A 24,034-nucleotide genomic window follows, 5' to 3' on the forward strand; every position below is an offset into this window, starting at 1 on the left:
GCGGGTATGTGTAGCGGAGACAGCTGCCGTCCCGCCGACCGGCGCCTTCCCGCGCCCCGGCATCTGGACGGAAGTCTGACGAGCCCCGGCCCGGGGCTTTCCGATCTGACAGGCGATCCCGCTACGCGCTGCCCTCGAACCGGCTTTCCCGCGGGAATCCGGCGGCGGACGGGTGTGCCCTGACGAGCCCGATACGAAAAAGCGAACTTGTGTGAGGTGTGGCCTTATGACCCGCGAGCTGAGGAGTGCCCGTTACGGGGCGGTCCTCACCTTTGTCCTTGCCGGCCTGATGGTGGGCACGATGACTGTGCGCATCCCCGCGCTGACCGACAAGCTGGGCCTGTCCGAGGCCACGGTCGGCGCGATCCTGCTGGTGTGGGGCCTGGGCGCTCTGGTGACCATGCAGTCCATGCGGCGGGTGATGGCGCGCGCGGGCAGCAGGACGGTCCTGCGGGTAGGCGGTCCTCTCACGGCGGCCGGCCTCGTGGCCGTGGCCGTCGCCCCGAACCTGCCGCTGCTGATGGTGGCCGCGGCGTTCTTCGGCATGGCCTTCGGCATGGTGGACGTCGCCATGAACGCCCAGGGCTCCACGGTCGAGCAGGCGTACGGCCGGCCGCTGATGAACGGCATGCACGCCGGCTGGTGTGTCGGCGCCATCGCCGCGGGCGGGCTGGGCAGCCTGGCGATCGCGGCGGGCCTGCCGTTCACCGCCAACGTGGCGCTGATCGGCCTGGTCTCGCTGCCCGTCATGGTGCTGATCGGCCGGACGTACCTGCCCGAGCCCGCGACCGCGGCGGCCACCACGGCGGCGCGCAGGCGACTGCCGCCGATCGTCTACCTGCTTGGCACGATCATGTTCTTCGCCTTCATGGTCGAGGGCACCGTCGCCGACTGGAACGGCCTTTACATGCGTGACGAGCTCGGCGCTCCCGAGGCCCTGGCGGCGCTCGGTTACCCGGTCTTCGAGGCCGGCATGCTGGCCGCCCGGCTCACGGGCGACCGGCTGCGGGCGAGGTTCGGGGTGCGGGGCATGCTGACCGTCTCCGGGGTGGCCACGGCCGGGTTCTTCGCGGTCGTGCTGGGCGCTCCGGCGGCGCTGGTGGCGGTGTTCGCGATGTTCTTCGTCGGGCTCGGCGTGGCGACGATCTCGCCGCTGACGCTGTCGCTGGCGGGCACCGCGACCGACACCCCTGGGCCGGCGATCGCCCAGGCGGGCGCCATGGGGTACGCGGGCCTGCTGCTCGGCCCCGTGGTGATCGGCTTCCTGTCGGACGCCACCTCGCTGCGTACGGCGCTCGGCATCGGCGTGGTCCTGGGCGTGCTCATCGCCCTGGCCTCCCGGCTGCTCCCGCGCAGGGAGACGGCCGTGGTCACTCCCCTGCCCGTCAGGGAGCCCGCCGAGGCCGCAGCCTGACAGACGCCACCGTCAGACTGCGACCCCGGCAAAAGGCCACGTTCAGACTGCATCCTGACAAATGTCACCGTCCGGCCTCGTACACCCGGCACTGCCCCGAGCGGAGCCCGTGTGCGAGGCTGATCCGGTGTTCAAGCCGTATGTCACCGCCGCGGTCTTCACGATCACCGTGGTTCCGAGCCTCCTCCAGCTCGCCGTCCCGGGCCTCGAAGCCGCCTGGATGCGGGATCCCGCGGCGATCGCCGCGGGCGAGTGGTGGCGGCCGGTGACAGCGCTGCTGGTCCAGGACGGAGGCGTGTTCGGCACCCTGGCCAACCTGGCGTTCCTCGCCGTCCTCGGCTACGTCGCCGAGCGGGCGCTCGGCCCCCGCCGCTGGCTCACCCTGTACGCGGCGGGCGCCGTGGCGGGCGAGAGCGCCGGATACCTCCTGCACCAGCCGGGCGCGGGCAACTCCGTGGCCCTGTGCGGGCTGGCGGCCGGTCTCGCCCTCCTCGCCGGCGACCGGCCGGCCCGCTCGCTGGGCGCGTTCTACGCGGTGGTGTCCGGGGTCTGGCTGCTGGCCGGGCTCGGCACGTGGGGCGTCGTCGCCATGGTCGTCCTGACCGCCGCCGGATTCCAGCTCGTGGTCCACCGCGAGCGCCTGCCCCAGTGGCTGCCCGTCGCGGTCCCCGTCGCCGCCGCCCTCGTGCTGGCCGCGCTCGGAGACCTCCACGGGTACGCGCTCCTGGCGGGCATCATCGTGGGATGGATCTTGAAAGAAGCGTGGCCTTCGACGTTCAGGCGTACGAATCCCGCGTGAAGTCGCGCCCCTGCTTCATCTGCGCCATCGTCGCAGGGGACCCGGATTACGTTCTTGAGCAGGTCGTTTACGAGGACGACCGGCACGTGGCCTTCCTGTCCGGCTACCCCACCGTCCCCGGCTACGTACTGGTCAGCCCGAAGCAGCACATCGAACACGTCGTACGCGACCTCGAAGAGGACGCCTACCACGCGATCATGGGCGTGGTCAGGAAGGTGGCGCTGGCGGTGGAGGCGGTCGTGCCGTCGGAGCGCACGTACGTGCTCTCGCTCGGCAGCCAGGACGGCAACTCGCACCTGCACTGGCACGTGGCGCCGCTGCCGCCGGGAACGGCCTACGACCAGCAGCAGTATCACGCGCTCATGGCCGAGAACGGGCTGATCCCCTGGAGCCCGGACCAGGCCGAGAGCCTGGCCGGACGCCTCAGGGCGGCGCTCAGCTGAGAGCGCCGCCGGAAACGGGACATCGGGGGGCCGAACAGCCCCCCGATGTCCCGTCCGACTGCCTGCGACGCGCTACTTACGCTTGTCGACTTCCTCGGTGAGCTGGGGCACGACCTGGTGCAGGTCGCCGACCACGCCGTAGTCGGCCAGCTCGAAGATCGGGGCCTCCGGGTCCTTGTTGATCGCGACGATGGTCTTCGCGGTCTGCATGCCCGCCCGGTGCTGGATCGCTCCCGAGATGCCGGCCGCGATGTAGAGCTGCGGCGACACGGTCTTGCCCGTCTGGCCCACCTGGAACTGGTGCGGGTACCAGCCCGCGTCCGTGGCGGCGCGCGATGCGCCCACGGCCGCGCCCAGGGCGTCGGCCAGGCCCTCGATGACCGAGAAGTTCTCGGCCGAGCCCACGCCACGGCCGCCGGAGACCACGATCGCGGCCTCGGTCAGCTCGGGGCGGGCGCCCTTCTCCTGCTTGACCCGCTCGACCACGCGGGCGGTCTTGGCGGCGTCGGACAGCGTGACCGGCACCTCCTCCTCCGTACCGGCCCCGGCGGCGGCCACCGGAGCCGTCGAGTTCGGCCGGACGGCGACGATCGGCGTGCCCTTGCGCACCTTGGAGTGCACGTTGACGCCGCCGCCGAAGATGGACTGGTCGGCCACGAAGCCCTCGCCGAGGCCCACGGCGTCGGTGATGACCCCGGAGTCCGTCTTGATCGCCAGGCGCCCGGCGATCTCCTTGCCCTCGGCCGTGGCGGCCACGAGCACGGCAGCCGGCGACTTGCCGGACACGAGCTGGGCGAGCAGCTCGGCCTTGGGCGCGACCACGTAGTCAGCGAGGTCGCTCGAACCGGCCACGTAGATCTTGTCAGCGCCGTACTCGGCCAGCTTGGCCTTGGCCTCGGCGGTGATGCCGGGGCCCGCCCAGACGGCGGCGGGCGTGCCGAGCGAGCGGGCCAGGGTCAGCAGCTCCAGCGTGACCTTCTTGACCTCGCCTTCGACGTGCTCGACGAGAACGAGAATCTCCGACATATCAGTAAAACCCCCGTTCTCAGATGAACTTCTTCGACGCGAGGAAGTCGGCGGCCTTCGCGCCGCCGTCGCCCTCGTCCTTGACGATCGTGCCGGCCGCGCGCGGCGGGGCGGCGGCGTGGTCGACGACCTCGGACCAGGCGGCGGCCAGGCCCACCTGGGCGGCGTCGATGGACGCGTCGCCGATGGCCAGCGTCTCGACCGGCTTCTTCTTGGCCGCCATGATGCCCTTGAACGACGGGTAGCGCGGGTCGTTGATCTTCTCGACCACGGACACGACGGCGGGCAGCGCGGCCTCGACCTTGTCGTAGCCGTAGTCGGTGATCCGCTGGATCGAGATCGAGGAGCCCTCGACGTCGACCTTGTTGGCCAGCGTGAGCTGGGCCGTGCCGAGGCGCTCGGCCAGCATCGCGGCCAGCACGCCGGTGCGCGCGTCGGTGGACTCCGAGCCCAGGATGACCAGGTCGAAGCCGATCTTCTTGAGCACCTGCGCCATCGCGTACGACGTCGACAGGGCGTCGGAGCCGTGCAGCGCGTCGTCGCTCAGGTGGACGGCCTTGTCGGCGCCCATGGCCAGTGCCTTGCGGATGGTCTCGGTGGCCCTGCCAGGACCCATGGTGAGGACGGTCACCTCGCCACCGTGGGCTTCCTTGAGCTTCAGCGCCTCCTCGACGGCGTACTCGTCGAGCTCGTTCACCACGCCGTCGGCGGCGTCGCGGTCGAGCGTGTTGTCATCGGACCGCAGCTTGCGCTCGGTCGCCGTGTCGGGGACCTGCTTCACGCAGACGACGATGTTCATGGCCGGTGGCCGACCTCCCATGTTCGCGTGCGCCACCGCATCGTTGCGATGGGCGCCGAATGCAATGCTGTCCAGACTGCCAGGTGCCGTCCGGGCTCCCGACAGAGGGTGTGCCGTGGTTCCGCGGTTATGTTACCCATGGGTAGCTTATGCGCAAACCCCCAGCTTGTCCGGCCTGCGCAGCAAACCACGGTTCCCACCATACCGAACTTCATTCTGTTCGGGGCCCCCACCCCACCGCTCAGGCCGACAGCAGGAACACGATCCCCACGACCAGCGCCGTGCCCGCGAACAACGCCAGCGTGAACGTGCTGAACGCGGCCGCCAGCCCGAAGCAGAGCCCGGTGACCCCTGCCACACTGACCATATCGATGATCATGCGGCTCCGCCGGTAAGGGCTGTGCGAGAACAGCGCCACGCCCGCGTCGGCCACCACGCCCAGCGCGTAGGCCGCCAGGAGGAAGAGCGCGACCTCGGGCAGCGGCTGGCGGGCGGCGGCGGCCAGCAGCGACACGAACAGGCCCGAGCCGATCAGCCAGCGCCGGCGCACCTTCTCCCGGTGCCTGGCCCTGGACTCCTCCACCGACCTGCGATGCTGCTCCTTGCCCGGCCGCCACTCCCTGGTGGTCAGATCGTCCCCGGCCGAGGAGCGGGGGACGGCGCGCGGGCGGAGCACCGTACCGGCCGGGCTGCGGGAGACCTGGCGAGCGTGGGAGACCGGCGCCACGCCCAGCCTGGCGCAGATCTGCGCCGTCGTGGGCCGCGCCTCCGGCTCGGCGGACAGGCAGTCGCGTAACAGCGGCTCCAGCCACGCGGGCACGCCCTCCAGGTCGGGCGGGTGGTGCACGACCCGGTAGGCGATCGCGGACGGCGGCCCCTGCCCGTACGGCTGCCGCCCCGTCGCCGCGAAGGCCAGCGTCGCGCCGAAGGAGAAGACGTCGGCCGCGACGCCCGCGGGCCGCCCCTCGAGTAATTCGGGAGCGAGATAGCCGGGCGTGCCCACCACCGCGCCCGACGCCGTGACGGACAGCGTGTCGAGCGCGCTGGCGATGCCGAAGTCGATGACGACGGGCTCGCCCTCGGTCATCATCACGTTGGCCGGTTTGAGATCGCGGTGCACCACGCCCGACTCGTGCATGGACAGCAGCGCGTCGGCCAGGCCGGCCGCCAGCAGGCGCAGATCGGCGACCGGCACGGGCACGGCGCTCAGGGGGCGGCCCTGGACGTAGCGGGTCACGAGGTAGGGCCTGCCGCCCTCCAGCGAGGCGTCCAGCACCTCGGCCACGTGCGGGCCACCGACCATGCGCATGGTCTCCACCTCGCGCGCCAGCCTGGCCAGCGCGCCGGCGTCGGCCGCGACGTGCGGGTGCAGCACCTTGACGGCGACCGTGCGGCCTTCGGCGTCGAGTGCCAGATGCACCTCGCCGAACCCGCCGGCCCCGAGCCGGGAGAGTAGCTCATATGGGCCGAGGCGCTCGCTCATACCTGTCTTCTCCCCCTGAGAGCCTGTGCGGACACTCAGGACCAAGGAGTCAGGAACCCCAGCCCTAGCCCGTCCAGCAAGCTGTCGATCAATCCGGTGATCAGCCCGATCGTGCTCTGCCTGGCGTCGTTGGCGAGATCGTCGATCACGGACTCCGGCGCCCGCCACGGCGACCACACCGGGTCCTGCCCCAGCGCGAACATCACCGCGAACATCGCCGCCGTGCCCACCAGCACGACCGCGACCAGCGCCGCGCCAGGGCTGCGCAGGACGCTGGTGAGCGAGCGCGTGACGGCCTTGCGCGGCGCGCCGCCGCCGGGCAGCACGAACAGGCCCGCCGCGAACGCGCCGGCCCCGTAGGAGGCGGCTTCGTTGACGCCCATCCCGCCGGCCCAGTGGAGCACGCCCCAGACGCACACGCCGAACAGCAGTGCCAGCGGCGCGTGCACCGCGGTCACGAGTGCGGACTTGATCAGCGCCCACGGGGTGGCGACCAGCACGAGCAGCGGGTCGGCCGCGCTGTTGCCGCGCACCTGGCGCCGCTTGACCAGATCGCCGAACAGGTATTCGCCGATGCGCAGCACCAGCGCGAGCGCTAGGGCCACCGCGCCGGCCATGACCGGCATCATGACCGTCAGCGCCACCAGCGTGACCAGCAGGAGCAGGCCCACGAGCTGGCTGCCGAACAGGTATTTCTTCCGCTCGGCCGGCGGCGTGTACTGGCGCGGCGGTGGCGGCGGGACGTACGGCCTGACCTGCGAGCCCGCCGCCGGCGGCGCTTCGTAGGGCCTCAGCTGCGACGGCGAGGTCTGGGGCGGCGCGGGATAGCCCGCCACGCGCTGGTCGGCGCGCGGCATCGGCGGCCGCTCGTGGACCGGCGCGGGCACGTAGGGCGGGGGCCGCTCCTCGTGGCGCGGCCGCTCCTCGCGCCGCTTCGGCGGCGCGGGCTTGCCGTATTCGACCGGCGGCAGCAGGTCGGAGAAGGTGTCCATGGTCCGGGTACGGTCGCCCAGCCGCTTGGTGCCCGTCGGCCCCTCGAAAGCGGTCTCGTTGAACGTCGTCACCGCCGGGTCGAGCGCCCTGGCCATCCGCAGCAGCTCCTGGGCGCCGGGCCGGCCCGCGGGATCGACCCGCAGGGCCCGGCTGAGCCAGCCGCGCAGCCACGCGGGCGCCTTGTCGATCTGGGCGCGTCCCTCCATGATGTTGAAGCAGACCGCCTCGAACGTTCCCGTGCCGAACGGCGGCGCGCCGGTCGCGGCGAAGAACACCGTCGAGGCCAGCGCGTGCACGTCGGCCGCCTGGGTGATCTCCGAGTCGCGGATGATCTCGGGCGCCAGATAGCCCGGCGTCCCGACGAACATGCCCGTCTGCGTCAGCCTGGTCGCGTTGACCAGGTGGGCGATGCCGAAGTCGATGACCAGCGGCTCGCCGTCGACCAGCATGACATTGGACGGCTTGAAGTCGCGGTGGATCACGTCGGCCGCGTGGATGGCCACCAGGGCCTGGCAGAGCCCCTGGGTGAGCCGGATGATCTGGCGGGCCTCCAGCGCCCCCTCGCTCAGGACCGTGTCCTCCAGCGTGCGGCCCGGCGCGAAGCGGGTCACGACGTAGGGCTGGCCGCCGACGAGCTCGGCGTCGATGACCTCGGCCACATGCGGGCTGCGCACCCGGCGCATGGTCTCGACCTCGCGGGTCAGCCGGTCGCGCGCCTTGAGGTCGGCGGCCACGTGCGGATGCAGGACCTTGATCGCGACTTCGCGGCCCTCGCCGTCGAGACCCAGGTGGACGACCCCCATGCCACCCTCGCCGATCTTCCTGACCAGCCGGTAAGGGCCGAGGCGCTCTGGTGCTTGCGTACTCATCGCCACCTTCCCCGCGTCATCCCCCGGGATTTCCCCTCAATCCGTTGAGCTGCTCGACCACTCCATCGACGTTCAGCGGAGTCCATACGGCCCCCCTAGGCTCGGACCCGAACGTGTTGTAGGCGAGGATCAGCGAGAGCACGGCGCCCGCCGCGAGGACCCCTGCCATCACCATTGCCGTTGTTCTCGAGGGTACGAGCGATGCGAGCGTTCTGCGCATCTGTTTGCCAGGACCCTCCACTCCGGGACCCGCGCAGACGGTCCACAGCGCGACGGCGGCGCCCCAGGCCAGGGCGTTGGAGGGATCCATTCTGGCCACCACGGTGAGCAGCAGCGTCACCGGCAGGCCGAGGATGAGGGCGTAGAGGACGAGTGCGAGCGTGATGCCCGCCGACTTCGCCAGCGCCTTGGGATAGGCGAAGACCCTGACGACGTCGAGCGCCGCCGCGCCCGCCGGCCGGCGGGCGGTCAGCTCGGGCTGGGCCAGGTCGGCCGCGCGCAGCAGCACCGCGAACGGGATCGCCAGCACGGCCACGATCACGGGCGCGAGCACGGCCGCCACGATCAGCAGGACCAGCAGCATCGCGCCGGCCACGCCGTAGGCCCTGGAACGCTGCAGCACGTTGCCCGGCTGCGCCGGCGGGAGGTACGGCTCCCGCTTGGTCCGCACCTCGGGCGAGTATTGCGGCTGCGCGGGGATGTAGGGCGGCGGCTGCACCGGGCTCGGGCCGGGCCGGTTGTATTCGGGCATGTCCGGACCCGTGCCGAGCCGTCCGGAGTCGGCGGCGTAGCGGCCGTGGTCGGGTCCCTGGGCGTGCCGGCCCTGATCGGGAGCGCCGCCGGGAACGCCGCCGGGAGCGCCGCCGGGCGGCGGGTTGAGCCGCCCGTAGTCGGGGGATTCGGGGCGCACCCGCCGGGTGGGCACGTCGGCCTCGCCGGGCGGGGCCTGCAGGCCGTGGTTGTTGACCGGCTGCTGCCACGCCGCCGCGGCCTCGCGCTGGATCTGGCGCAGCTCCTCCGGCGACACCCTGCGGGTCGGCCACGGGTCGGCCTGGTTGGGCAGGAGCGAGACGTAGGGCTGCTGCTCCTGCGGCGCCGCGGGCGGCTGGTCCTGGCCTTCGAGCAGCCGCTTCGGCGTCACCGGCGGCGTGGACACGTCATAGGACGGCTTGTCCGCCACGACCGGGGGCGGCGTCGCCATGAAGTCGACCGATTGGCGCTGGTCGGGGCGCGGGACAGTCGAGATCTCGTCGGGCGAGCTCCCCTGCGGCGGCTTGGGCAGCATCCTGGCGGTCTTTTCGGCCAGGTCGGCGGCCTTGGGACGCTTGCTGGGGTTGCGCTGGAACGCGGCCTTCAGCAGCGGCTGCAGCTCCGCGGGGACGGCGCTGATGTCGGCCTTGCCCGCGGTGATGTTGTAGAAGATCATCTCCAGCGTGCCCTTGCCGAAGGGCGGCTGGCCGGTGCCCGCGTAGAGCAGGGTGCCCGCCCACGCGTGGATGTCGACCTCGGGACCGGCCTCCTGGCCCTCGATGATCTCGGGCGCGAGGTAGCCGGGCGTGCCGATGAACATGCCGGTCTGGGTCAGCCTGGTCGCGTCGACCGCCTGCGCGATGCCGAAGTCGATCAGGACGGGCTCGCCGTCGAGGATCAGCACGTTGCCCGGCTTGAGGTCGCGGTGGATCACGCCGACCGAGTGGACGACGGACAGCGCCGCCGCCACTCCGTGCGCGACCCTGACCAGCGCGGGCAGGTCGAGTGGGCCGTCGTCCTTGACGATCTCGTCGAGAGGACGGCCTGGAACGTAACGCGTGACGATGTACGGACGATGACCGGTCACATCGGCGTCGAGCACCTCGGCGATGAACTTGCTCCGCACCCGGCGCATCGTCTCGACTTCGCGCGAAAGCCGTCGCCTGGCGACCTCGTCACCGGCGACCTCTCCGCGCAGGACTTTGACCGCCACCTGCCGCCCCTGGGGGTCGACAGCGAGGTGGACAACGCCCATCCCGCCTTCACCGAGCCGCCTGAGCAGCCGGTAAGGGCCTAGTCGGTCATCGTTCATGGCATGAAGCACCATACCGGCTTAATCCCCGCCCACGAGATGAACCATGAGGCCACATTCCCACTCGTACAACGTTCGCAAGGGCCCCATCGGTTTCCCATCCAACGGTCTCGAATCGGCTTCAGTTTCGCTCAGCCGGCCAGAGGAAGCACCTCTGCCCTCTTCAGAGCGGCCAGCGCGGCTCCGGATACGGCGAGTTTCGATCTGCGTACGCCGCTTCCGATCACCACGCGCGCGTGCTCCGCGACATGCGTGTCCACCAGGATCGGCCAGTCGTCCGGCAGGCCCAGCGGCGTGATGCCGCCGTATTCCATGCCGCTCAGCTCGACCGCCTCCGACATCGGCGCGAAGCTCGCCTTGCGGGCGTCGAGATGCCTGCGTACGACGCCGTTCACGTCCACTCGCATCGTCGCGAGCACCATGCAGGCGGCGTAGCGCGTCTCGCCGCCTCTCTTGGCCGCCACGACCACGCAGTTGGCCGACTCGTCGAGCCGGACACCGTACCGCTCGCAGAACTCCGCCGTGTCGGCCAGATCGGGGTCGATCTCGGCCACCTCGACGCCTTCCACGGCGGGCACGGCCAGCGCCACCGGATCAGCCAGCAGGTCGATCCGCTCGGTCGCGGGCACCCAGTGCAACGTCATCCCATCTCCTCGATCGCTCTCCCAGGAGCCTATGCCGGTCCCGGAAGTAGCGTGGCGGGGTCACGGAGACTGCAGCACTCGCTGGTGCAGCTGCGTGACGGCGCCGCGGGCCGACTCCATGGCACCCGCCTGCCAGGCGATCAGATGGGTGAGCCAGTCACCCGCGAAGTAAACCCTTCCTGCGGGGCGTTGCAGAAAAGTGAAGGAAGAATCAAAGGAGGGCCAGCGCACCCAGCCTCCCTGGATGTGCTCCTGGCGGTCCCAGGCGATGGAGACGCTGGAGAGGAGGTTCTGGCGGTATTTGTCGCCGTGGATCTTCTTGCCCTGGGTGAGCGCGCGCCGCCTCCTGTCCTCCGGGGCCAGCGCCGCGTAGAGCTCGGCGTTCCGCTCGGTGTTGTAGTAGCCGACCAGGAGGCCGCGTTCCGAGTGGTAGCCGTGCGAGGGATACCAGATGTGGGTGATGTCGAGGTCGGTCTCCGTCACCCCGCCGTAGATGCGGTCCTCCAGCTCCCACCAGCGCCTGCCGTACTCCAGGCCGATCTTGCCCGCGGCGACGGGGACGGGGGTCCTCAGCACGGTCGTGACCTGGGCGCCGAGGTTGTGCGGGATCTTGGCGAGGATGTGGGGCGGGAGGGCGGCGATGCAGTAGTCGGCCTTGATGCTGCCGCCGTCCCAGACGACCTCCACGCCGTCGGCCAGGTTGGTGATCTTGGTGACCTTGGCGCCCGTCTTGATGCGGTCCCGGCCCACCGCCTCCGTGAGCTTGGCGACGATCGCGTCCATGCCGCCGATCGGCTGGAACATGGGGGTGGCCTGTTCGTAGCCGAAGTCGTTGGTGATGGCCCGGCCGGTGCCGGCGGCGAGGACGCGGTGGAGCGTGCCGGGGGCGTCGACGGGGGTGCCGTCGTCGAGCGCCGGATATTTCACGAAACCGCGGCGGTCGGAGCCTTCGTACTCCAGCTTGGGCCCCAGGTCGCCGAACCGTCTGAGGAAGTCGAGCAGCCGCTCCTGGTCGCCCTTGGTGATGGCGCGGTCCAGGGCGCCGGCATGTGTGGCTTTGGCGAGAAGCTCTGCGACATATCCGTACATGTCGGCGCGGGCGGTCCTGGCCCTGACCGTCTGGCCGCCGGTGTGGACGTAGGCGGCGGCGTTGTTGTTCACGAACGTCTCGATGGGGACGCCCAGCTCTCGGCAGTAGTCGAGGGTCACCATCCAGGGGGCGATGCGGCCGGGCCCGGCGTTGAAGTAGACGCCCTCGCCGAACTTCACCTCCTGCGACTGGCCGTTCAGCTCGGTCAGCCGGTCACCGCCGCGCAGCGTCAGGCTCCGGCCGCCGGTCTTCTGCCTGGCCTCCAGGAGCGTGCAGTCGTATCCGGCCTTGCCCAGCTCGTACGCGGCCGTCAGCCCGGCGACCCCCGCGCCCAGGATCACGACCTTGGCCGCGCCCTTGCCGCGCAGGGAGAAGTCGCCCGGCCGGGGGGCGACGAAGTCCTTCTCCTGCTCCGCGGGGGCCAGGCCGAGAGCGCCCATGGCGGCGTACATGGCGCCCGCGCCGCCCGCCGCCCCGATCCCGACGAGTAACCCCCGCCGGGTCAGCGCCGCCCTCTCCACCTCAGCCTCTCCTCGTGTCCGTTCCGCGGCTCAGCCGTACGGCCCGCTGCCACAGGCGACCTGGCCGCCGATCGTGGCGAAGATCCCGAACAGCGCCATGATCTGGGTGAAGTCGTCGGTGGTGAACTCGGTGTGGCGCGACCCCACGGACTTCACCCCGGGTACGAGCGACACGGCGGCGGCGATGGCCGTCGAGTTCCACTCCACCCCCAGCGTGTACGGCGCCGCCACCTGATAGGGCGTGAAGTCGCTCAACCGGCGAAGCCCGCGCGCCGTCGCCTCACGAATCCGCGCCTGGGCGACGCTCGGCGGCAGCAACTCCGCGGAGAACTTGTCGATCCCCTTCTTCACCGCGACCGTCTCGACGTCGCCGAGCAGCTCGCGCGCCTCCTCGCCGACGGCCTCGTCCCCGGTCACCAGCACGACCGGCACGCCGTGGAACCCGGCGCACGCGGCGACCAGCCTGGTCTCGCCGCACAGGTCGCCGTTCAGGTAGACGTTCTGGATCTCCTTGCCCATCCAGGTGTGGTTCAGCACGCCGTCCTGCACGCCGGCGCGGGCGTGGTAGCCGACGAAGCACGCGGCCTGGAACGAGCCGTCCAGCCCCTGCGCCATCCGCTGCGCCTTGCCCGGCCCCCTGATGAGGCTGGCCCGGGGATCGAGGAGGTCGATCCGGAGGTTCTTGGTGGACCCGTGTGCGTCGTTGACCAGCACGCCGGCCGCGCCGGCGTCGAACGCCCCCTCGACGGCGGCGTTGGCGTCGGCGGTCATCAGCTCGCAGCCGCGCTCGTAACCCCGCTTGCCGGCGTGCATCTCCTCGGGGTCGGTCAGCCCCGTCACGCCCTCCATGTCGACCGACAGATAAACCTTCACGCGCCCCCTCCTCGCCTGGGCCCGGCAGCGGTCAGGACCCCCATGTCTCGACCCGCCGTACCTCGTCCTCAGTCATCATCCCGACCTGCGCCGACATGAACGCGGCCGCCTGGTCGCGCCACTGCGCGGGGATCTCGGCGATCGCCCGCGGGTAGCAGTGGTCGAGCCAGCTCGTGGACTCCTCGGTGGCCTCGAAATGGCCGAGGGCGCCCGCGAACAGCGTGTTCTCGATGCCGGGGACGCGCGCCAGCCCGTACTCGATCATCTCCTGGCCGCCGAAAGGGGGCTTGCGCAGGTATTTGCGGGCGATCGGCCGGTCGGCGGTGATGGGCGTGTCGAGCGGCCGGCGCTCGACGGCGGCCTGGATGAGCTCCTTGTACAGGCACTTCCCGCAGTTGCGGCACGGCCCGTCGGTGCCGCGCAGGCACCAGCGCACCTGGTCCTTGAGATCGGAGCTCAGGGCGAGGCGCATGGTGACCGCCTCGCTCACGCCGCCGACGGGCAGCACGATGTGCACGCCCGCCGCGGCGAACAACCGCCCCCACACGCCGTGCGGCGACCACATGGGGTTGTCGGGCGTGTAGCGCCACAAGTAGCGCCCCCCGCCCAGCCACCGTGAACCGATTTCATAGCCGAAACCGAGGCCGCCGAGGTCCAGCTGGTCGGCGAGCAGCAGCGCGCCCGCCGCCACCGCGTGGTGCTCCGGGTAGCCAGGCCGTGGCTCCGCCAGCGTGAACTCCAGGTCGGAGTTGACGGTGGACAGCTCGCGCCCGGTCTTGGCGGCGAGCTTGGCCAGAACGTCGGAGCGGTAGTGCGGCCAGCGGTTCGGCACGCGCGTGTGCGCCACCCGCCGGAAGTGCACGAAGGGCGCCTCCGGATAGACGGTGGCCGCCGCCACCGAGTCCGCGCCGCCGCTGTAGGAGACGGCCAGCGTCCTGCCCGCCTGGCGGGCCTCGGCCCCGACCGGCCCCGCCTCGACGCCCCATCCGCTGTGCAGGGCCTCGGCGAGCTGCGGCGAGATCGCGCGGTCGAAGATGACCCGCTTCCTGGTCCACGGCGCGACGACCGTCCAGGCCGCGACCGCGAACAGGTCGGGGTGGGCGTCATCGGGGACGCCGCCGATGGAGCAGGAGTTGATGGCCAGCTTGACGGGGTGCTCGTCGGTGGCCTTCCCGGTGATCTCGTCCTCGGGGTCGAGCCGGAAGGTCAGGTTCGCGCCGGTCGCCAGGGTTTCCCAGGTCACGCGCACGGCTGCTGCTCCTCCGCCGGCCCGGTGCCGGGCCCCGGCTTCCGCACGGCGCCCGCGCGCAGGTCGTCGATGGCCTGCCAGACGAGGACCTCGTTCTGCAGCACGCCGTCCAGCGCCTTCGCCGTCTCCTGGGCGAGCCGGTGCGTGTCGTCGAGCCTGGCCTTTTCGGCGGCCCTGTCGGCCGCTCTGTCAGCCGTCCTGTCAGGCGCGGCCGCGCGGGCCTTCCTGAGCCGCTCCACCTCGCCCTGCAACGTCGCCATCTCGCGGCGCAGCGTCTGGACCTCCCAGAGCGCGTCCCTGATGTCCTGACGATGATCGGCGATCGAGATGTAACGGGAATCGAACCACGTACGCACGGTCTTCCGGAGCCGGGCGGGGACGGGGACGCGCATCATGGAACGCCACCATAGTGGCAAACCCTTATCTCTATGGACAGGCTTCCTGAATGGGTCTCCTTTACCCGCCGCTCCCGAGGTCAGCGGCCGGTGAACTTGGCCTTGGACTTCTCCACGAACGCCCGCATGCCGATCTTCGCGTCGTCCGTGGCGAAGAGCCCGGAGAACTGCAGCCGCTCGATCTCCAGGCCGGTGTCGAGGTCCGCGTCCAGGCCCTGGTCCACGGCCTGCTTGGCGGCGCGCAGCGCGACGGAGGGCCCGCCGACGAAGGTGGCGGCCCATTCGAGCGCCGCCGTGTAAACCTGCTCGTCAGGGACCACCCGATCCACCAGGCCGATCGCGAGGGCCTCGGCGGCCTCGACGTGGCGGCCCGTGAAGATCAGGTCCTTCGCCTTGGCCGGGCCGATTAGGCGGGGCAGCCGCTGGGTGCCGCCCGCGCCCGGGATGATGCCGAGCAGGATCTCCGGCTGGCCCAGCTTGGCCGACTCCCCCGCGACCCTGAAGTCGGCGCAGAGTGCGAGCTCGCAGCCGCCGCCGAGCGCGTAGCCGGTGATGGCGGCGATGACCGGCTTCCCGATCTGGGCGACCGCGGTGAAGCAGGCCTGGAGCGTACGGGAATGGGTGGACATGTCGGCATAAGACATGTCGGCCATCTCTTTGACGTCGACGCCCGCCGCGAAGACCCGCTCGCCGCCGTAGATGATCACGGCCTGCACCTGCGGGTCCGCGTCCACCTGCCGGGCCGCCTCGACGATCTCCAGCTGGACCTGGCCGTTGAGTGCGTTCATCTTCGGACGGTCAAGACGGATCGTGGCGATCTGGTCGGCCACTTCGACGCTCACAAACTCACCCATGGCTCGAACCTAACAGAGCGGGATCGCCCGCCCGTGGGGGCTCAGCGGGTGGCGGCGGCCTTGATCTCCTTCGCCGCCTTCGCGTCGCTCGAGACGCGTACGAGTGCCGCGGACAGGCGGGCCAGCTCGTCGTTCGAGTGCGCCAGCCCGGCCAGCGAGCGCTCCTGGCGCGGGAGCCCAAGCCGGCCCGCGCCCGCCAGGACCCGCTGGTCCAGGTGCGGCGCGACCTGCGGCCACACGCCCTGGACCTCGCGCAGGAAGATGTCCGCGCCCGTCGGCCCGATGCCGGGGAACTCCGTCAGCAGGTCGCGGATCCGGCCCGCGTCGCCGCCCGCCTCGTCGCGCAGGCGGCGCAGATCGCCCTTCCACCGGTCGATGAGCAGCTCGGCGCCGTTGCCGAGCATCGTGGCCGTACGCTCGTCGTAGCGGCGGTAGTGGCCGCGGCCCAGGGCGTCCACGCGGTCCTGCCAGCTCGCCTCCCGCATGGCTCTGGGCGTGGCGTACCCGGCGGCGAACAGCTCCCCGGCCGCCGCGATCGCGATCCGCGCCGAGATGCGCGCGCTGAGCAGGGTGGCCAGGACGAGCAGCTGGTACAGCGGTTTCGGCTGGTCCGAGAGCTTTATTCCGGCCTCGCCGGCGAACGTGCGGCCGTAACGGTCGAGAAGCAGGTCCAGGACGGCTTTGTCGCTCTTTCCCATGGTGGCTCCGCTACCCGGGGCCGGGCCCCGCATTCAGGGGGCCGCGTTTGGAGCGGAGGCAGGCGGGGAGGCGAAGGGTTCCCGATAACGAAGGAGCCAATTGTGCTGACATTGACTGACAACGCCGTTGTCGCGATCCGCGACCTCATGGTCGACGAGGAGATCCCCGCCCAGGCGGGCCTGCGCATCGCCCCGAAGGCCGACGAGGCGGGAACGCTCGAACTCTCCCTGGCCAGCACGCCGGAAGCGGGCGACCAGGTCGTGCAGAAGGAGGACGTGCGCGTCTTCGTCGCCGAGGAGGCCGTGCCGATCCTCGACGACAAGTCCCTGGACGCCCAGCCGGGCAGCCCCGGGCAGCCCTCGTTCCGCCTGGACCGGCGGGCGAGCAGCAACGGCTCCGTCGGCTGAGCCGGATCGCCGGCGCCGGACCGGCGCCGGCTGCCGGGCCGGCCACTGGACCGCCCCTGAGGCGGCTTTCATGCCGGTTTCCATCCCGGTTTCCATCCCGGTTTCCAGGTCGGCTTCCGGGTCGGCTTCCGGGCCGGCTTCCGGGCCGGCTTCCGGGCCGGCTTCCGGGCCGGCTTCCGGGCCGGCCGCTTGGAGCGGCCGCCGGGGCGGGGGTCAGCCCTGGTCGGACTCCGACTCCGGCGAGCGAACGTCGCCGAGCCCGAAGAGCCCGACCAGCGTGCCGTCCGCCCTGGTGACGACGACGTGATCCACCTTGGCCCGGTCCATGCGCTGGACCAGCGGTTCGAGCTGCTCGCTCGGCCGTACGGTGGTCACGCCGACCCGCATGGCCCGCTCGGCGGGCCCGTCCAGGTCGGCGCCCTTGAGCTCGGGTGAGCCGATGACGCCCTGGACCACGTCGTCCTCGTCCACCACCACCGCCAGCCCCGCGGGGTCGGCGACGATGCGCTCGGCGAGCTCGTCCAGCCGGTCGCCGAGAGCCGCGGTCACCGGGTCCCTGCGCACGGTGCGGGACACCAGGGTCGCCTCCCCCTCGTACGGCAGGCCGGCCGCGAGCCAGTCCGTCTTGCCCAGCGCGTAGTCGTAGACCCGGCCGAAACCGAGGTGCGCGAGGCGGTGGGCGGCCCGCGGGCTCAGGTCGCAAAGCCAGTCGTGGCAGTAGACGACCACCGGACGGCCCTTGTCGAGCGTGTCCAGCGGGCCAGGTGCCGCGCCGCCGAGGGCGCCGAGTGGCAGGTTCACGGCCCGGGGCAGGTGAGCCCACGCGTACTCCGCCTCCGGCAGCACCTCGACCAGTTGTGCTTCGCCGCCGGCGACCAGGCTGCGAACGGCCTCGCGATCGATGATGTGCGTCATGGCAGTCCCGTACCCCGAGAGACCGGACACGACCGGCGTTTCATGTCACTATGACGACGGGTCCTAATCAGGGAGTGTCCGATGTGTGACGATCCGCTGCTGCCGGAGCCCGTCGCCCGCGCGCTGGCCGCCTATCGCGCGCTGCGTGACGCGCACGACGTCCGCTGGGGCGAGCCGCCTCTGTCGTACGTCGTGCAGGCCTGGGCCACCGTCTTCCTGGACCGCCGCCATCCCTACTGGAAACACGCCCTGGGGCAGATCGCCGAGCGTCACCCCGGCCTGTCCGCGAGCGAGTGGGAGAGCCGGCTCGGCGAGGTGGATCCGGCCCTGGTGGTGCGCGACGCGCTGGGCGGGGACGTGCTGGACAACCTGGCCGCGCTGCGCCTGACGCCCGAGGGGTTCGAGCTGGCCGCGGACACCCGGGTCGTGCTGGGTGACGCGCCCTTCCGTACGGCGTTGCTGCTGGATTCGAGCAGGGACGAGCCGGTCGAGGTCGTCGTGGACGGGACGGCGTACGAGGTGCCCGTGCGCGGCGCGAAGGTGGTCGAGGTCGAGCGGGAGGTCGCCGTGGGCGGCCGGCCGGTGGATCTGGCGCCGCTGTCCAGGCGGGCGGCGGCGGCCACGGTGCGGCTGCGAGCTGGGTTCCCGTGCCGGTGGAGCGTGACGGGCGCGAACGGGCAGGGCTGGTACCCCGAGGGCGCGCCGGCCAAGGTGGACGCCTTGCGCAGGCCGTACTTCCACGGCGACGACCTGGTGCTCGCGGTGCCCGCCGAGCCGATCACCGTGACGGTGACCAGGGGGATGGAGTACACCTCCGCCGAGATCGCGCTGACCCCGCGGGCCGGGGCTGAGACGCTGGTCGAGCTGACGCCCGAGCGCCTGTACGACGCCGCCGCGCGCGGCTGGTTCGGCGGCGACCTGCACGTGCACCTCAACTGGATGGGCGAGGAGCCCGCCGCGCCCGCGCTGGCCGCCGCGGCGCAGCACGGCGAGGACCTGCACGTGCTGAACCTCGTCGCGGGCAACGTCGCGAGCGAGCGCGTCTATGACGTGGAGGCGCTGGCGCACTGGGTGGGCGAGGACCTGCCGTGGTCGGACGACCACCACCTGGCCAGGCTCGGCGTGGAGTACCGCAACGACGTCGTCGGGCACCTGACCGCGTTCGGGCTGCGCGCCCTGCCGGGGCGCTACCACGCGGGTTTCCAGGGCACGGCCGACTGGCCGCCCAACGCGGTCGCCTGCGCGGAGCTGCGGGCGCTCGGCGGGGTGACGAGTTACGGGCATCCGTTCCACACGGCGTTCGGCGACGACGACCCGCCGGACAAGGTGCTCGACCGCGGGCGCGACTGCTCGGCCAGGGAGATCGTCGCCGACGCGGCGCTGGGGCTGGTCGACACTCTCGACGTGCTCAACCACTCCTCTGTCGCCGCCACCGCCGCCGTCTACCGCCGCCTGATCGGCGCGGGCAACAGGCTCGCGGTCACCGCGGGCACCGACGCCGTGCTGTCCTTCTGCCGCCGCGGCACCGCGTCCAGCCCGCCCGGCTGGGAGCGGGTGTACGCGAACGTCGCAGGACCGCTCACCGCCGAGTCGTACGCGGAGGCGATCCTGCTCGGCCGCACGTTCGCCACGACCGGACCGTGGCTGGAGCTGAGCGTGAACGGCGCCGGCCCAGGCGAGACCCTGGCCCTGGCTCCGGGGCAGCGGGCGCAGATCGTGCTCACCTCGATCGGGCCCGAGGTGGAGTCGCTGGAGATCCGCACGTCGGAGGGGGTGCTGGCCCAGGGTCCGCCGGGGCGGCTGGCCGCGTCGATGGAAGTGCGCGAGCCGACGTACGTGGTCGCCGTGGCGTCCGGCGGCGCGCACCCGCGCACGATGCACTGGAGCGGCGCCTACGCGCACACCAGCCCGGTGTACGTGGACGTGGCGGGCGGGCACGTGGCCAGGGAGGCGGACGTGCGCTGGTGCCTGGCCTGGCTGGACCGGCTCGAAGTGGTGCTGAAGGAGTGGGGCACGTTCGAGAGCGCGGCGCAGCTCGACGATCACCTGGAGTTGTACGAGCGGGCCAGAGCGGTCTATCGGGCCCGCCTGACCTGACGCGGCACCCGACACGCTTCGCCGGTCGACTCCGCGAGTCAGGCGAGTCAGGCGAGTCAGGCGAGTCAGGCGAGCCGGCCGCGGGCGCTTCATTTGGTCAGGCGGGTGCGGCGCTTTTCGCTGTCAGGCGCTGCGGAGCGCGGACGGCTCCTCGTGCGGCCGGTCGGCGCCCTGGTGTGTGGCCTGTCACCGGGGCTTGACGGTCTGGATCTGGGCGGTCGCGGTCGCCACGGCCACCGGCTCGCCGTCGGGTCCGAGCAGCTCGCCCGACATGAAGCACACCTGGCTGCCGCGCCGCACGACCTTGCCGCGCCCGACGAGCCGGCCCGGCCGGGCCGGGCGGAGGAACTGCACGTGCAGATCGAGGGTCGGCGCGAACTGGCCGTCGGGCAGCGTCGCGACGAGCGCCGGGCCCAGGGTGTCGTCGAGCATCGCGGCCAGGAACCCGCCCTGGACCACCCCCATGGGGTTGGCGAAGCGCTCACTCGCCTGGAAGGCCACCTCGATGGTCCCCTGATCCGGGTCGACGCTCAGCAGCTCCCAGCCCAGCGTCTCCGCGGCGGGCGGCGGGGGCACCCGGCCGGCGCACACGTCCCAGAACGGTCCTTGCCGCGTCTGCATGTCCATGACCCGATTGAACGCGACGCCACCGACAGATTCGCCGCGCACTTCACCGTGCCTTGCTCGCGGTAAGCGGAGAAAATTTCTCCGATTTCCGACGTTATTCTGCGATAGGAACTGAAGTCAGAGTGATCTCCAGCACGGAAGGCGGCAGAACCGATGCGCACCACGGGTCCCCTCAGGGCGGACGCCAGACGCAACCGGGAGCAGATCATCGAGACGGCGAGGGCGGTGTTCGCCGAGCAGGGCCCAGGGGCGACGATGGACGAGATCGCCCAGCACGCCCAGGTGGGAGTGGGCACGCTCTACCGGCATTTCCCCGACCGTGAGGCCCTGATCCACGCCGTGCTGGCCGACGGGCTCGATCGCATGGTCGCCCTGGCCGACGCGGCGCGCTCGGAGGAGACGTGGGCATGGGACGCGCTGAGCCGGTTCGTGCACGGTTGCGCCGAACTCCGGCTGGACCTGCTCGTCTCGGTCGCCGGCGCACAGGTGCACCGCGTGGCCGCCACGCCGGAGATCGGCGAGGGGCGCGCTCGCCTGCTGGACGCGCTCGACCGGATCGTGGCCGCCGCACACGGCGAAGGCGCGCTGCGTACCGACGTCGGGGCAGGGGACGTGATGGGGGCGATCGGGCTGCTCGTCCGCGGGCTGCCCACGCTGCCCGCCGATCTGGGCGAAGAGCTGCGGGAACGGACGGTCCGGCTCGTGCTCGCGGGTATGCGGGCCCACCCGGCGCCCGCGCCGCCGGGCACGGCGATGACCGCCGGCGAGCTGATCCGGCGCCTCTCCGAACATGGGGACGAGCAGGGGGACGAGCAGAAGAAGGACGAGTAGGGGGCAAGGCTGAGCACCGCACACCGCGGCCCCCGGCGACAGCGGGTCGCCGGGGGCCGCACCGTCAGGGTCGCTCGGCCTCGGCAGGGCGGAAGCCGGTCAGGCCGGCCGGCATCCCGTGCCGGACCGCCCGGACGATCTCCTCGTGGAGCCCCGGTCCAGGGTCGCCGCAGGGCCCCAGCGGACTGCCCTCGACCTCGTACCACTCGTCCGCGTCCAGGTACTGGATCCGTACGCTGACCTGTCCCGCGCCGACCTCGGTCCGCACGGTGACCTCGCCGGTGATGACGCCGACCTCGTCCGTCATCACCCCGCCGGGCCCGGCGACGACGCTGCTTTCGAAGCGTTCGACGCCCACTCACTCACCTTCTGTGAGGTCGCAGGTCCCCAGCATCTCCGTCAGAGCCTCCATCTCGGGCTCGGTGACGGTGAGCGCGTAGCGGGACTTGATGTCCACCCAGGCCCGGCTGTAGGTGCACCAGTAGCTGCGCAGGGGCGGCCGCCACTGGTCGGGCGACTGGTCGCCCTTGGACCGGTTCGAGGCGGCCGAGACCGCGATGAGCTGCGGGCCCTCCAGGTCGTTGGCGAACCGCCTGCGCCGGTCGTCGCTCCACACGTCGGCGCCCGAGCGCCACGCCTGGGCCAGCGGCACCATGTGGTCGATGTCGATCTGCGAGGCGCTGGTGAACTCCCTGCCGTCGTACTCGCTGTACCAGGCCCCCGAGACGGCCCGGCACTGCTCGTCCTGCTTGACGTCCTCGCCGTCGCGGGCGAGCACGACCTCGCGGGTGTCGCAGCCGCGGCCCTGCTGCGCCCAGTGCGGGAAGCGGCTGCGGCTGTAGCCGGCCATCGGGCGCGGGTCGGCGACCGTCAGATCGGACAGCCGCTCGAACGCGGCCGAGACCGACAGCGCGGGCGGGAGCTCGGCGGGAGCAGCGGAAGCGGCGGCCGCCGCGGCGGGAGCCAGGACCACGAGAGCGGCGGCGACGGCAGTCGCCGCACGTGGATGCCATGATCGCAATGAGAGCATGGGCAACGACTAACAGCGGCGATTACGCTGAGTAGTCGATGACGCCAACGTCTGTCACATAGAGTGACAACGCTGGGACTGGCTTTACGAGGCCCCGGAGAGGCGTTCGACGCCGCGCAGGAGCGCCGAGTGGTCGAGCCCGCCGTCACCGCACGCGTTCGCCGACGCCACGAGCTGGGCGACCAGCGCGCCCAGCGGCAGCACGACCCCGGCCTCACGTGCGGCCGACGTGACGATGCCCATGTCCTTGTGGTGCAGCTCGATCCGGAAGCCCGGCTCGAAGGCGTGCTCGACCATGTTGGCGCGCTTCTGCGCCAGCACGGCCGACCCGGCCAGGCCGCCGCCGAGCACGTCCAGCGCCGCCTCCAGGTCCACCCCGTGCGCCCGCAGGAACACCACGGCCTCTGCCAGCGCCTCGATGTTCGCGGCGACGACGAGCTGGTTGGCCGCCTTGACCGTCTGGCCCGCGCCGCTCGGCCCCACGTGGACGACCGTCCTGCCGACGGCCTCGAAGATCGGCCTGGCGGCCTCGAACGCCTCGCGCTCGCCGCCCACCATGATCGACAGGGCCGCGTTCCGCGCGCCCGCCTCCCCGCCCGAGACCGGGGCGTCGAGGTAGCGCAGCCCACGGCTGTCCGCCTCCGCCGCCAGCTCGCGGGTGACGTCGGGGCGGATCGAGGAGAAGTCGATCACCAGCGTGCCGGGCGCGGCGTGCGCGAACACGCCGTCGTCGCCGGTCAGCACGTCGCGCACGTCGGGAGAGTCCGGCACCATCAGCGCGACGGCCTGCGCGCCCGTCACCGCCTCGGCGATCGACCCGGCGACCCGGCCGCCCGCCTCCTCCAGGGGCTTGGCCTTGGCGGGCGAGCGGTTGTAGCCGGTCACGGTGTGCCCGGCCGCGACCAGGTGCACGGCCATCGGGCTGCCCATGATGCCGAGTCCGATGAAGGCGATGGCGGTCACGATGATCCTCCCGAGCGTTGTTCGCGTGGCAGCCAGGCGAAGGCGTCCGGGCCCGTTGAGCTGTATTCGAGGCCGACGTACCCGTCGTAGCCGGCGGCCTGGACGTCGCCGATCCACTGCCGGAGCGGCAGCGCGCCCTCCCCGGGCGCGCCCCTGCCCGGGGCGTCGGCGATCTGTACGTGGGCGATGCGCGAGGCGTGCCGCTCGATGACGGCGGGCACGTCGTCGCCGTTGACCGCCAGGTGGTAGAAGTCGGCGAGCAGCCCCAGTCCCGGCGAATCGAGGTCCGGCACGCCGGACAGCCGATCGAGGACGGCCACGGCGTCGGCGGCCGTGCGCAGCGGATAGCGCGGCGCGCCGCTGACCGGCTCCAGCAGCACGGTGCCCGGCACGCCCCGCGCGCAGGCCGCCAGCGTCTCGACGGCCAGCTCGTCCTGCTCCTCCGGGCGCGTCCCCTCGACGCGGTTGCCGTAGAGCGCGTTGAACGCCCGGCAGCCGAGCCGCTCGCCGATGGCCGCGACCACCGGGATGTTGTCCAGCAGCTCCCGCGCGCGCCCCGGCCAGGACACCAGGCCGCGATCGCCGCCCGGCATGTCGCCGGCGAAGAAGTTGAGCCCGGTCAGCCGCACCCCCGCGTCCTCGACCGCGCGGACGAACGCGTCCACCTCACGATCGCCGGGGACCGCCACCGGCCACGGCCACCAGAACTCAACCGCCTCGAACCCGTCGGCCGCCGCCGCGGCGGGCCGCTCCAGGAGTGGCAGGCCGGTGTAGAGAATCGAGCAGTTGACGGTCCATCTGGTCACGCGCGGGCCCTCTGAACGCCGGAAACAGTGTCATTCGCGGGACATTGTCCTACACGGACGCGGACCGTCCACGAGGCACCCGGGCCCAGGCACCGGCGCCCGGCGCGGCGGAGCGGCTTCGTGAAGCGGTGGCGGGTCTATGATG

General features: G+C 71.9%; 24 protein-coding genes. 6 read left to right on the plus strand and 18 right to left on the minus strand.

Annotated features, from left to right (window positions below; all coding sequences use genetic code 11):
- Positions 1–226 precede the first annotated feature (226 nt).
- From ETD85_RS29115 to ETD85_RS29125, 3 genes are all read left to right on the plus strand, one after another.
- A complete protein-coding gene (locus tag ETD85_RS29115) occupies positions 227–1,414 on the plus strand; it encodes an MFS transporter (protein ID WP_138692987.1) in 1,188 nt (395 codons plus the stop codon).
- A gap of 127 nt (positions 1,415–1,541) precedes the next feature.
- Positions 1,542–2,213, plus strand: coding sequence for a rhomboid family intramembrane serine protease (locus tag ETD85_RS29120; protein ID WP_170246894.1), 672 nt, complete (start codon positions 1,542–1,544; stop codon positions 2,211–2,213).
- Positions 2,210–2,656, plus strand: coding sequence for an HIT family protein (locus tag ETD85_RS29125; RefSeq protein WP_240779501.1), 447 nt, complete (start codon positions 2,210–2,212; stop codon positions 2,654–2,656). Before ETD85_RS29120 ends, ETD85_RS29125 begins: the two co-directional genes overlap by 4 nt.
- A 72-nt stretch (positions 2,657–2,728) precedes the next feature.
- On the opposite strand, the gene ETD85_RS29130 is transcribed toward ETD85_RS29125, so the two are convergent.
- The 12 genes from ETD85_RS29130 to ETD85_RS29185 all read right to left on the minus strand — a co-directional run bounded on the left by ETD85_RS29130 (position 2,729) and on the right by ETD85_RS29185 (position 16,212).
- Entirely contained in the window at positions 2,729–3,682 is a 954-nt protein-coding gene (locus ETD85_RS29130) for an electron transfer flavoprotein subunit alpha/FixB family protein (protein WP_138692990.1), read from the minus strand.
- Between the two features lie 19 nt (positions 3,683–3,701).
- Positions 3,702–4,481: an electron transfer flavoprotein subunit beta/FixA family protein gene (locus ETD85_RS29135; protein WP_138692991.1), complete on the minus strand. Its 780-nt coding sequence runs from the start codon at positions 4,479–4,481 to the stop codon at positions 3,702–3,704.
- 241 nt (positions 4,482–4,722) lie between these two features.
- Positions 4,723–5,964: a serine/threonine-protein kinase gene (locus ETD85_RS29140; protein ID WP_138692992.1), complete on the minus strand. Its 1,242-nt coding sequence runs from the start codon at positions 5,962–5,964 to the stop codon at positions 4,723–4,725.
- Positions 5,965–5,999: 35 nt separating this feature from the next.
- The gene (locus ETD85_RS29145; RefSeq protein WP_138692993.1) at positions 6,000–7,826 is read right to left on the minus strand and encodes a serine/threonine-protein kinase; all 1,827 of its coding nucleotides are present in this window, start codon (positions 7,824–7,826) and stop codon (positions 6,000–6,002) included.
- A gap of 16 nt (positions 7,827–7,842) precedes the next feature.
- The gene (locus ETD85_RS29150; RefSeq protein WP_170246895.1) at positions 7,843–9,888 is read right to left on the minus strand and encodes a serine/threonine-protein kinase; all 2,046 of its coding nucleotides are present in this window, start codon (positions 9,886–9,888) and stop codon (positions 7,843–7,845) included.
- Positions 9,889–10,019: 131 nt separating this feature from the next.
- A complete protein-coding gene (locus ETD85_RS29155) occupies positions 10,020–10,532 on the minus strand; it encodes a YbaK/EbsC family protein (protein WP_138692995.1) in 513 nt (170 codons plus the stop codon).
- A gap of 60 nt (positions 10,533–10,592) precedes the next feature.
- Positions 10,593–12,143, minus strand: coding sequence for a flavin monoamine oxidase family protein (locus ETD85_RS29160; protein ID WP_206058695.1), 1,551 nt, complete (start codon positions 12,141–12,143; stop codon positions 10,593–10,595).
- Positions 12,144–12,173: 30 nt separating this feature from the next.
- On the minus strand, positions 12,174–13,016 hold the full coding sequence (locus tag ETD85_RS29165; RefSeq protein WP_138692996.1) for a M55 family metallopeptidase: 843 nt from the start codon (positions 13,014–13,016) through the stop codon (positions 12,174–12,176).
- Positions 13,017–13,047: 31 nt separating this feature from the next.
- Positions 13,048–14,259, minus strand: coding sequence for a DUF6395 domain-containing protein (locus ETD85_RS29170; protein ID WP_240779502.1), 1,212 nt, complete (start codon positions 14,257–14,259; stop codon positions 13,048–13,050).
- Complete coding sequence (locus ETD85_RS29175) at positions 14,256–14,660, minus strand: hypothetical protein (RefSeq protein ID WP_138692998.1); 405 nt, start codon at positions 14,658–14,660, stop codon at positions 14,256–14,258. Before ETD85_RS29175 ends, ETD85_RS29170 begins: the two co-directional genes overlap by 4 nt.
- A gap of 80 nt (positions 14,661–14,740) precedes the next feature.
- Positions 14,741–15,514 (minus strand): enoyl-CoA hydratase/isomerase family protein, encoded by a 774-nt coding sequence (locus ETD85_RS29180; RefSeq protein WP_138692999.1) that lies wholly within the window; start codon positions 15,512–15,514, stop codon positions 14,741–14,743.
- 41 nt (positions 15,515–15,555) lie between these two features.
- Positions 15,556–16,212 carry a hypothetical protein gene (locus ETD85_RS29185; RefSeq protein WP_138693000.1) on the minus strand — a complete coding sequence of 219 codons (657 nt, stop codon included), beginning with the start codon at positions 16,210–16,212 and terminating at the stop codon, positions 15,556–15,558.
- A 102-nt stretch (positions 16,213–16,314) separates the two neighbouring features.
- Here ETD85_RS29185 and ETD85_RS29190 point away from each other — a divergent pair, with 102 nt between their 5' ends.
- A complete protein-coding gene (locus tag ETD85_RS29190; RefSeq protein ID WP_206058697.1) occupies positions 16,315–16,620 on the plus strand; it encodes a Fe-S cluster assembly protein HesB in 306 nt (101 codons plus the stop codon).
- Positions 16,621–16,833: 213 nt separating this feature from the next.
- Here the strand turns inward: ETD85_RS29190 and ETD85_RS29195 are convergent, their stop codons facing one another.
- Positions 16,834–17,535: a rhodanese-like domain-containing protein gene (locus ETD85_RS29195; RefSeq protein ID WP_138693001.1), complete on the minus strand. Its 702-nt coding sequence runs from the start codon at positions 17,533–17,535 to the stop codon at positions 16,834–16,836.
- Positions 17,536–17,616: 81 nt separating this feature from the next.
- Between ETD85_RS29195 and ETD85_RS29200 the strand changes: the two genes are divergently transcribed.
- Complete coding sequence (locus tag ETD85_RS29200; protein ID WP_240779503.1) at positions 17,617–19,632, plus strand: CehA/McbA family metallohydrolase; 2,016 nt, start codon at positions 17,617–17,619, stop codon at positions 19,630–19,632.
- A 186-nt stretch (positions 19,633–19,818) separates the two neighbouring features.
- On the opposite strand, the gene ETD85_RS29205 is transcribed toward ETD85_RS29200, so the two are convergent.
- The gene (locus tag ETD85_RS29205) at positions 19,819–20,259 is read right to left on the minus strand and encodes a PaaI family thioesterase (protein ID WP_138693002.1); all 441 of its coding nucleotides are present in this window, start codon (positions 20,257–20,259) and stop codon (positions 19,819–19,821) included.
- 153 nt (positions 20,260–20,412) lie between these two features.
- Here ETD85_RS29205 and ETD85_RS29210 point away from each other — a divergent pair, with 153 nt between their 5' ends.
- Positions 20,413–21,090 (plus strand): TetR/AcrR family transcriptional regulator, encoded by a 678-nt coding sequence (locus ETD85_RS29210; RefSeq protein WP_138693003.1) that lies wholly within the window; start codon positions 20,413–20,415, stop codon positions 21,088–21,090.
- Positions 21,091–21,154: 64 nt separating this feature from the next.
- Here the strand turns inward: ETD85_RS29210 and ETD85_RS29215 are convergent, their stop codons facing one another.
- The 4 genes from ETD85_RS29215 to ETD85_RS29230 all read right to left on the minus strand — a co-directional run bounded on the left by ETD85_RS29215 (position 21,155) and on the right by ETD85_RS29230 (position 23,889).
- The gene (locus ETD85_RS29215; RefSeq protein WP_138693004.1) at positions 21,155–21,448 is read right to left on the minus strand and encodes a hypothetical protein; all 294 of its coding nucleotides are present in this window, start codon (positions 21,446–21,448) and stop codon (positions 21,155–21,157) included.
- The gene (locus ETD85_RS29220) at positions 21,449–22,063 is read right to left on the minus strand and encodes an HNH endonuclease family protein (RefSeq protein WP_240779504.1); all 615 of its coding nucleotides are present in this window, start codon (positions 22,061–22,063) and stop codon (positions 21,449–21,451) included.
- A gap of 141 nt (positions 22,064–22,204) precedes the next feature.
- Positions 22,205–23,089 (minus strand): 2-hydroxy-3-oxopropionate reductase, encoded by an 885-nt coding sequence (locus ETD85_RS29225; RefSeq protein WP_379507132.1) that lies wholly within the window; start codon positions 23,087–23,089, stop codon positions 22,205–22,207.
- On the minus strand, positions 23,080–23,889 hold the full coding sequence (locus ETD85_RS29230; RefSeq protein ID WP_138693007.1) for a hydroxypyruvate isomerase family protein: 810 nt from the start codon (positions 23,887–23,889) through the stop codon (positions 23,080–23,082). Before ETD85_RS29230 ends, ETD85_RS29225 begins: the two co-directional genes overlap by 10 nt.
- Positions 23,890–24,034: the final 145 nt, after the last annotated feature.

Source organism: Nonomuraea zeae (assembly GCF_005889725.1).
Classification (GTDB): Bacteria; Actinomycetota; Actinomycetes; order Streptosporangiales; family Streptosporangiaceae; genus Nonomuraea; species Nonomuraea zeae.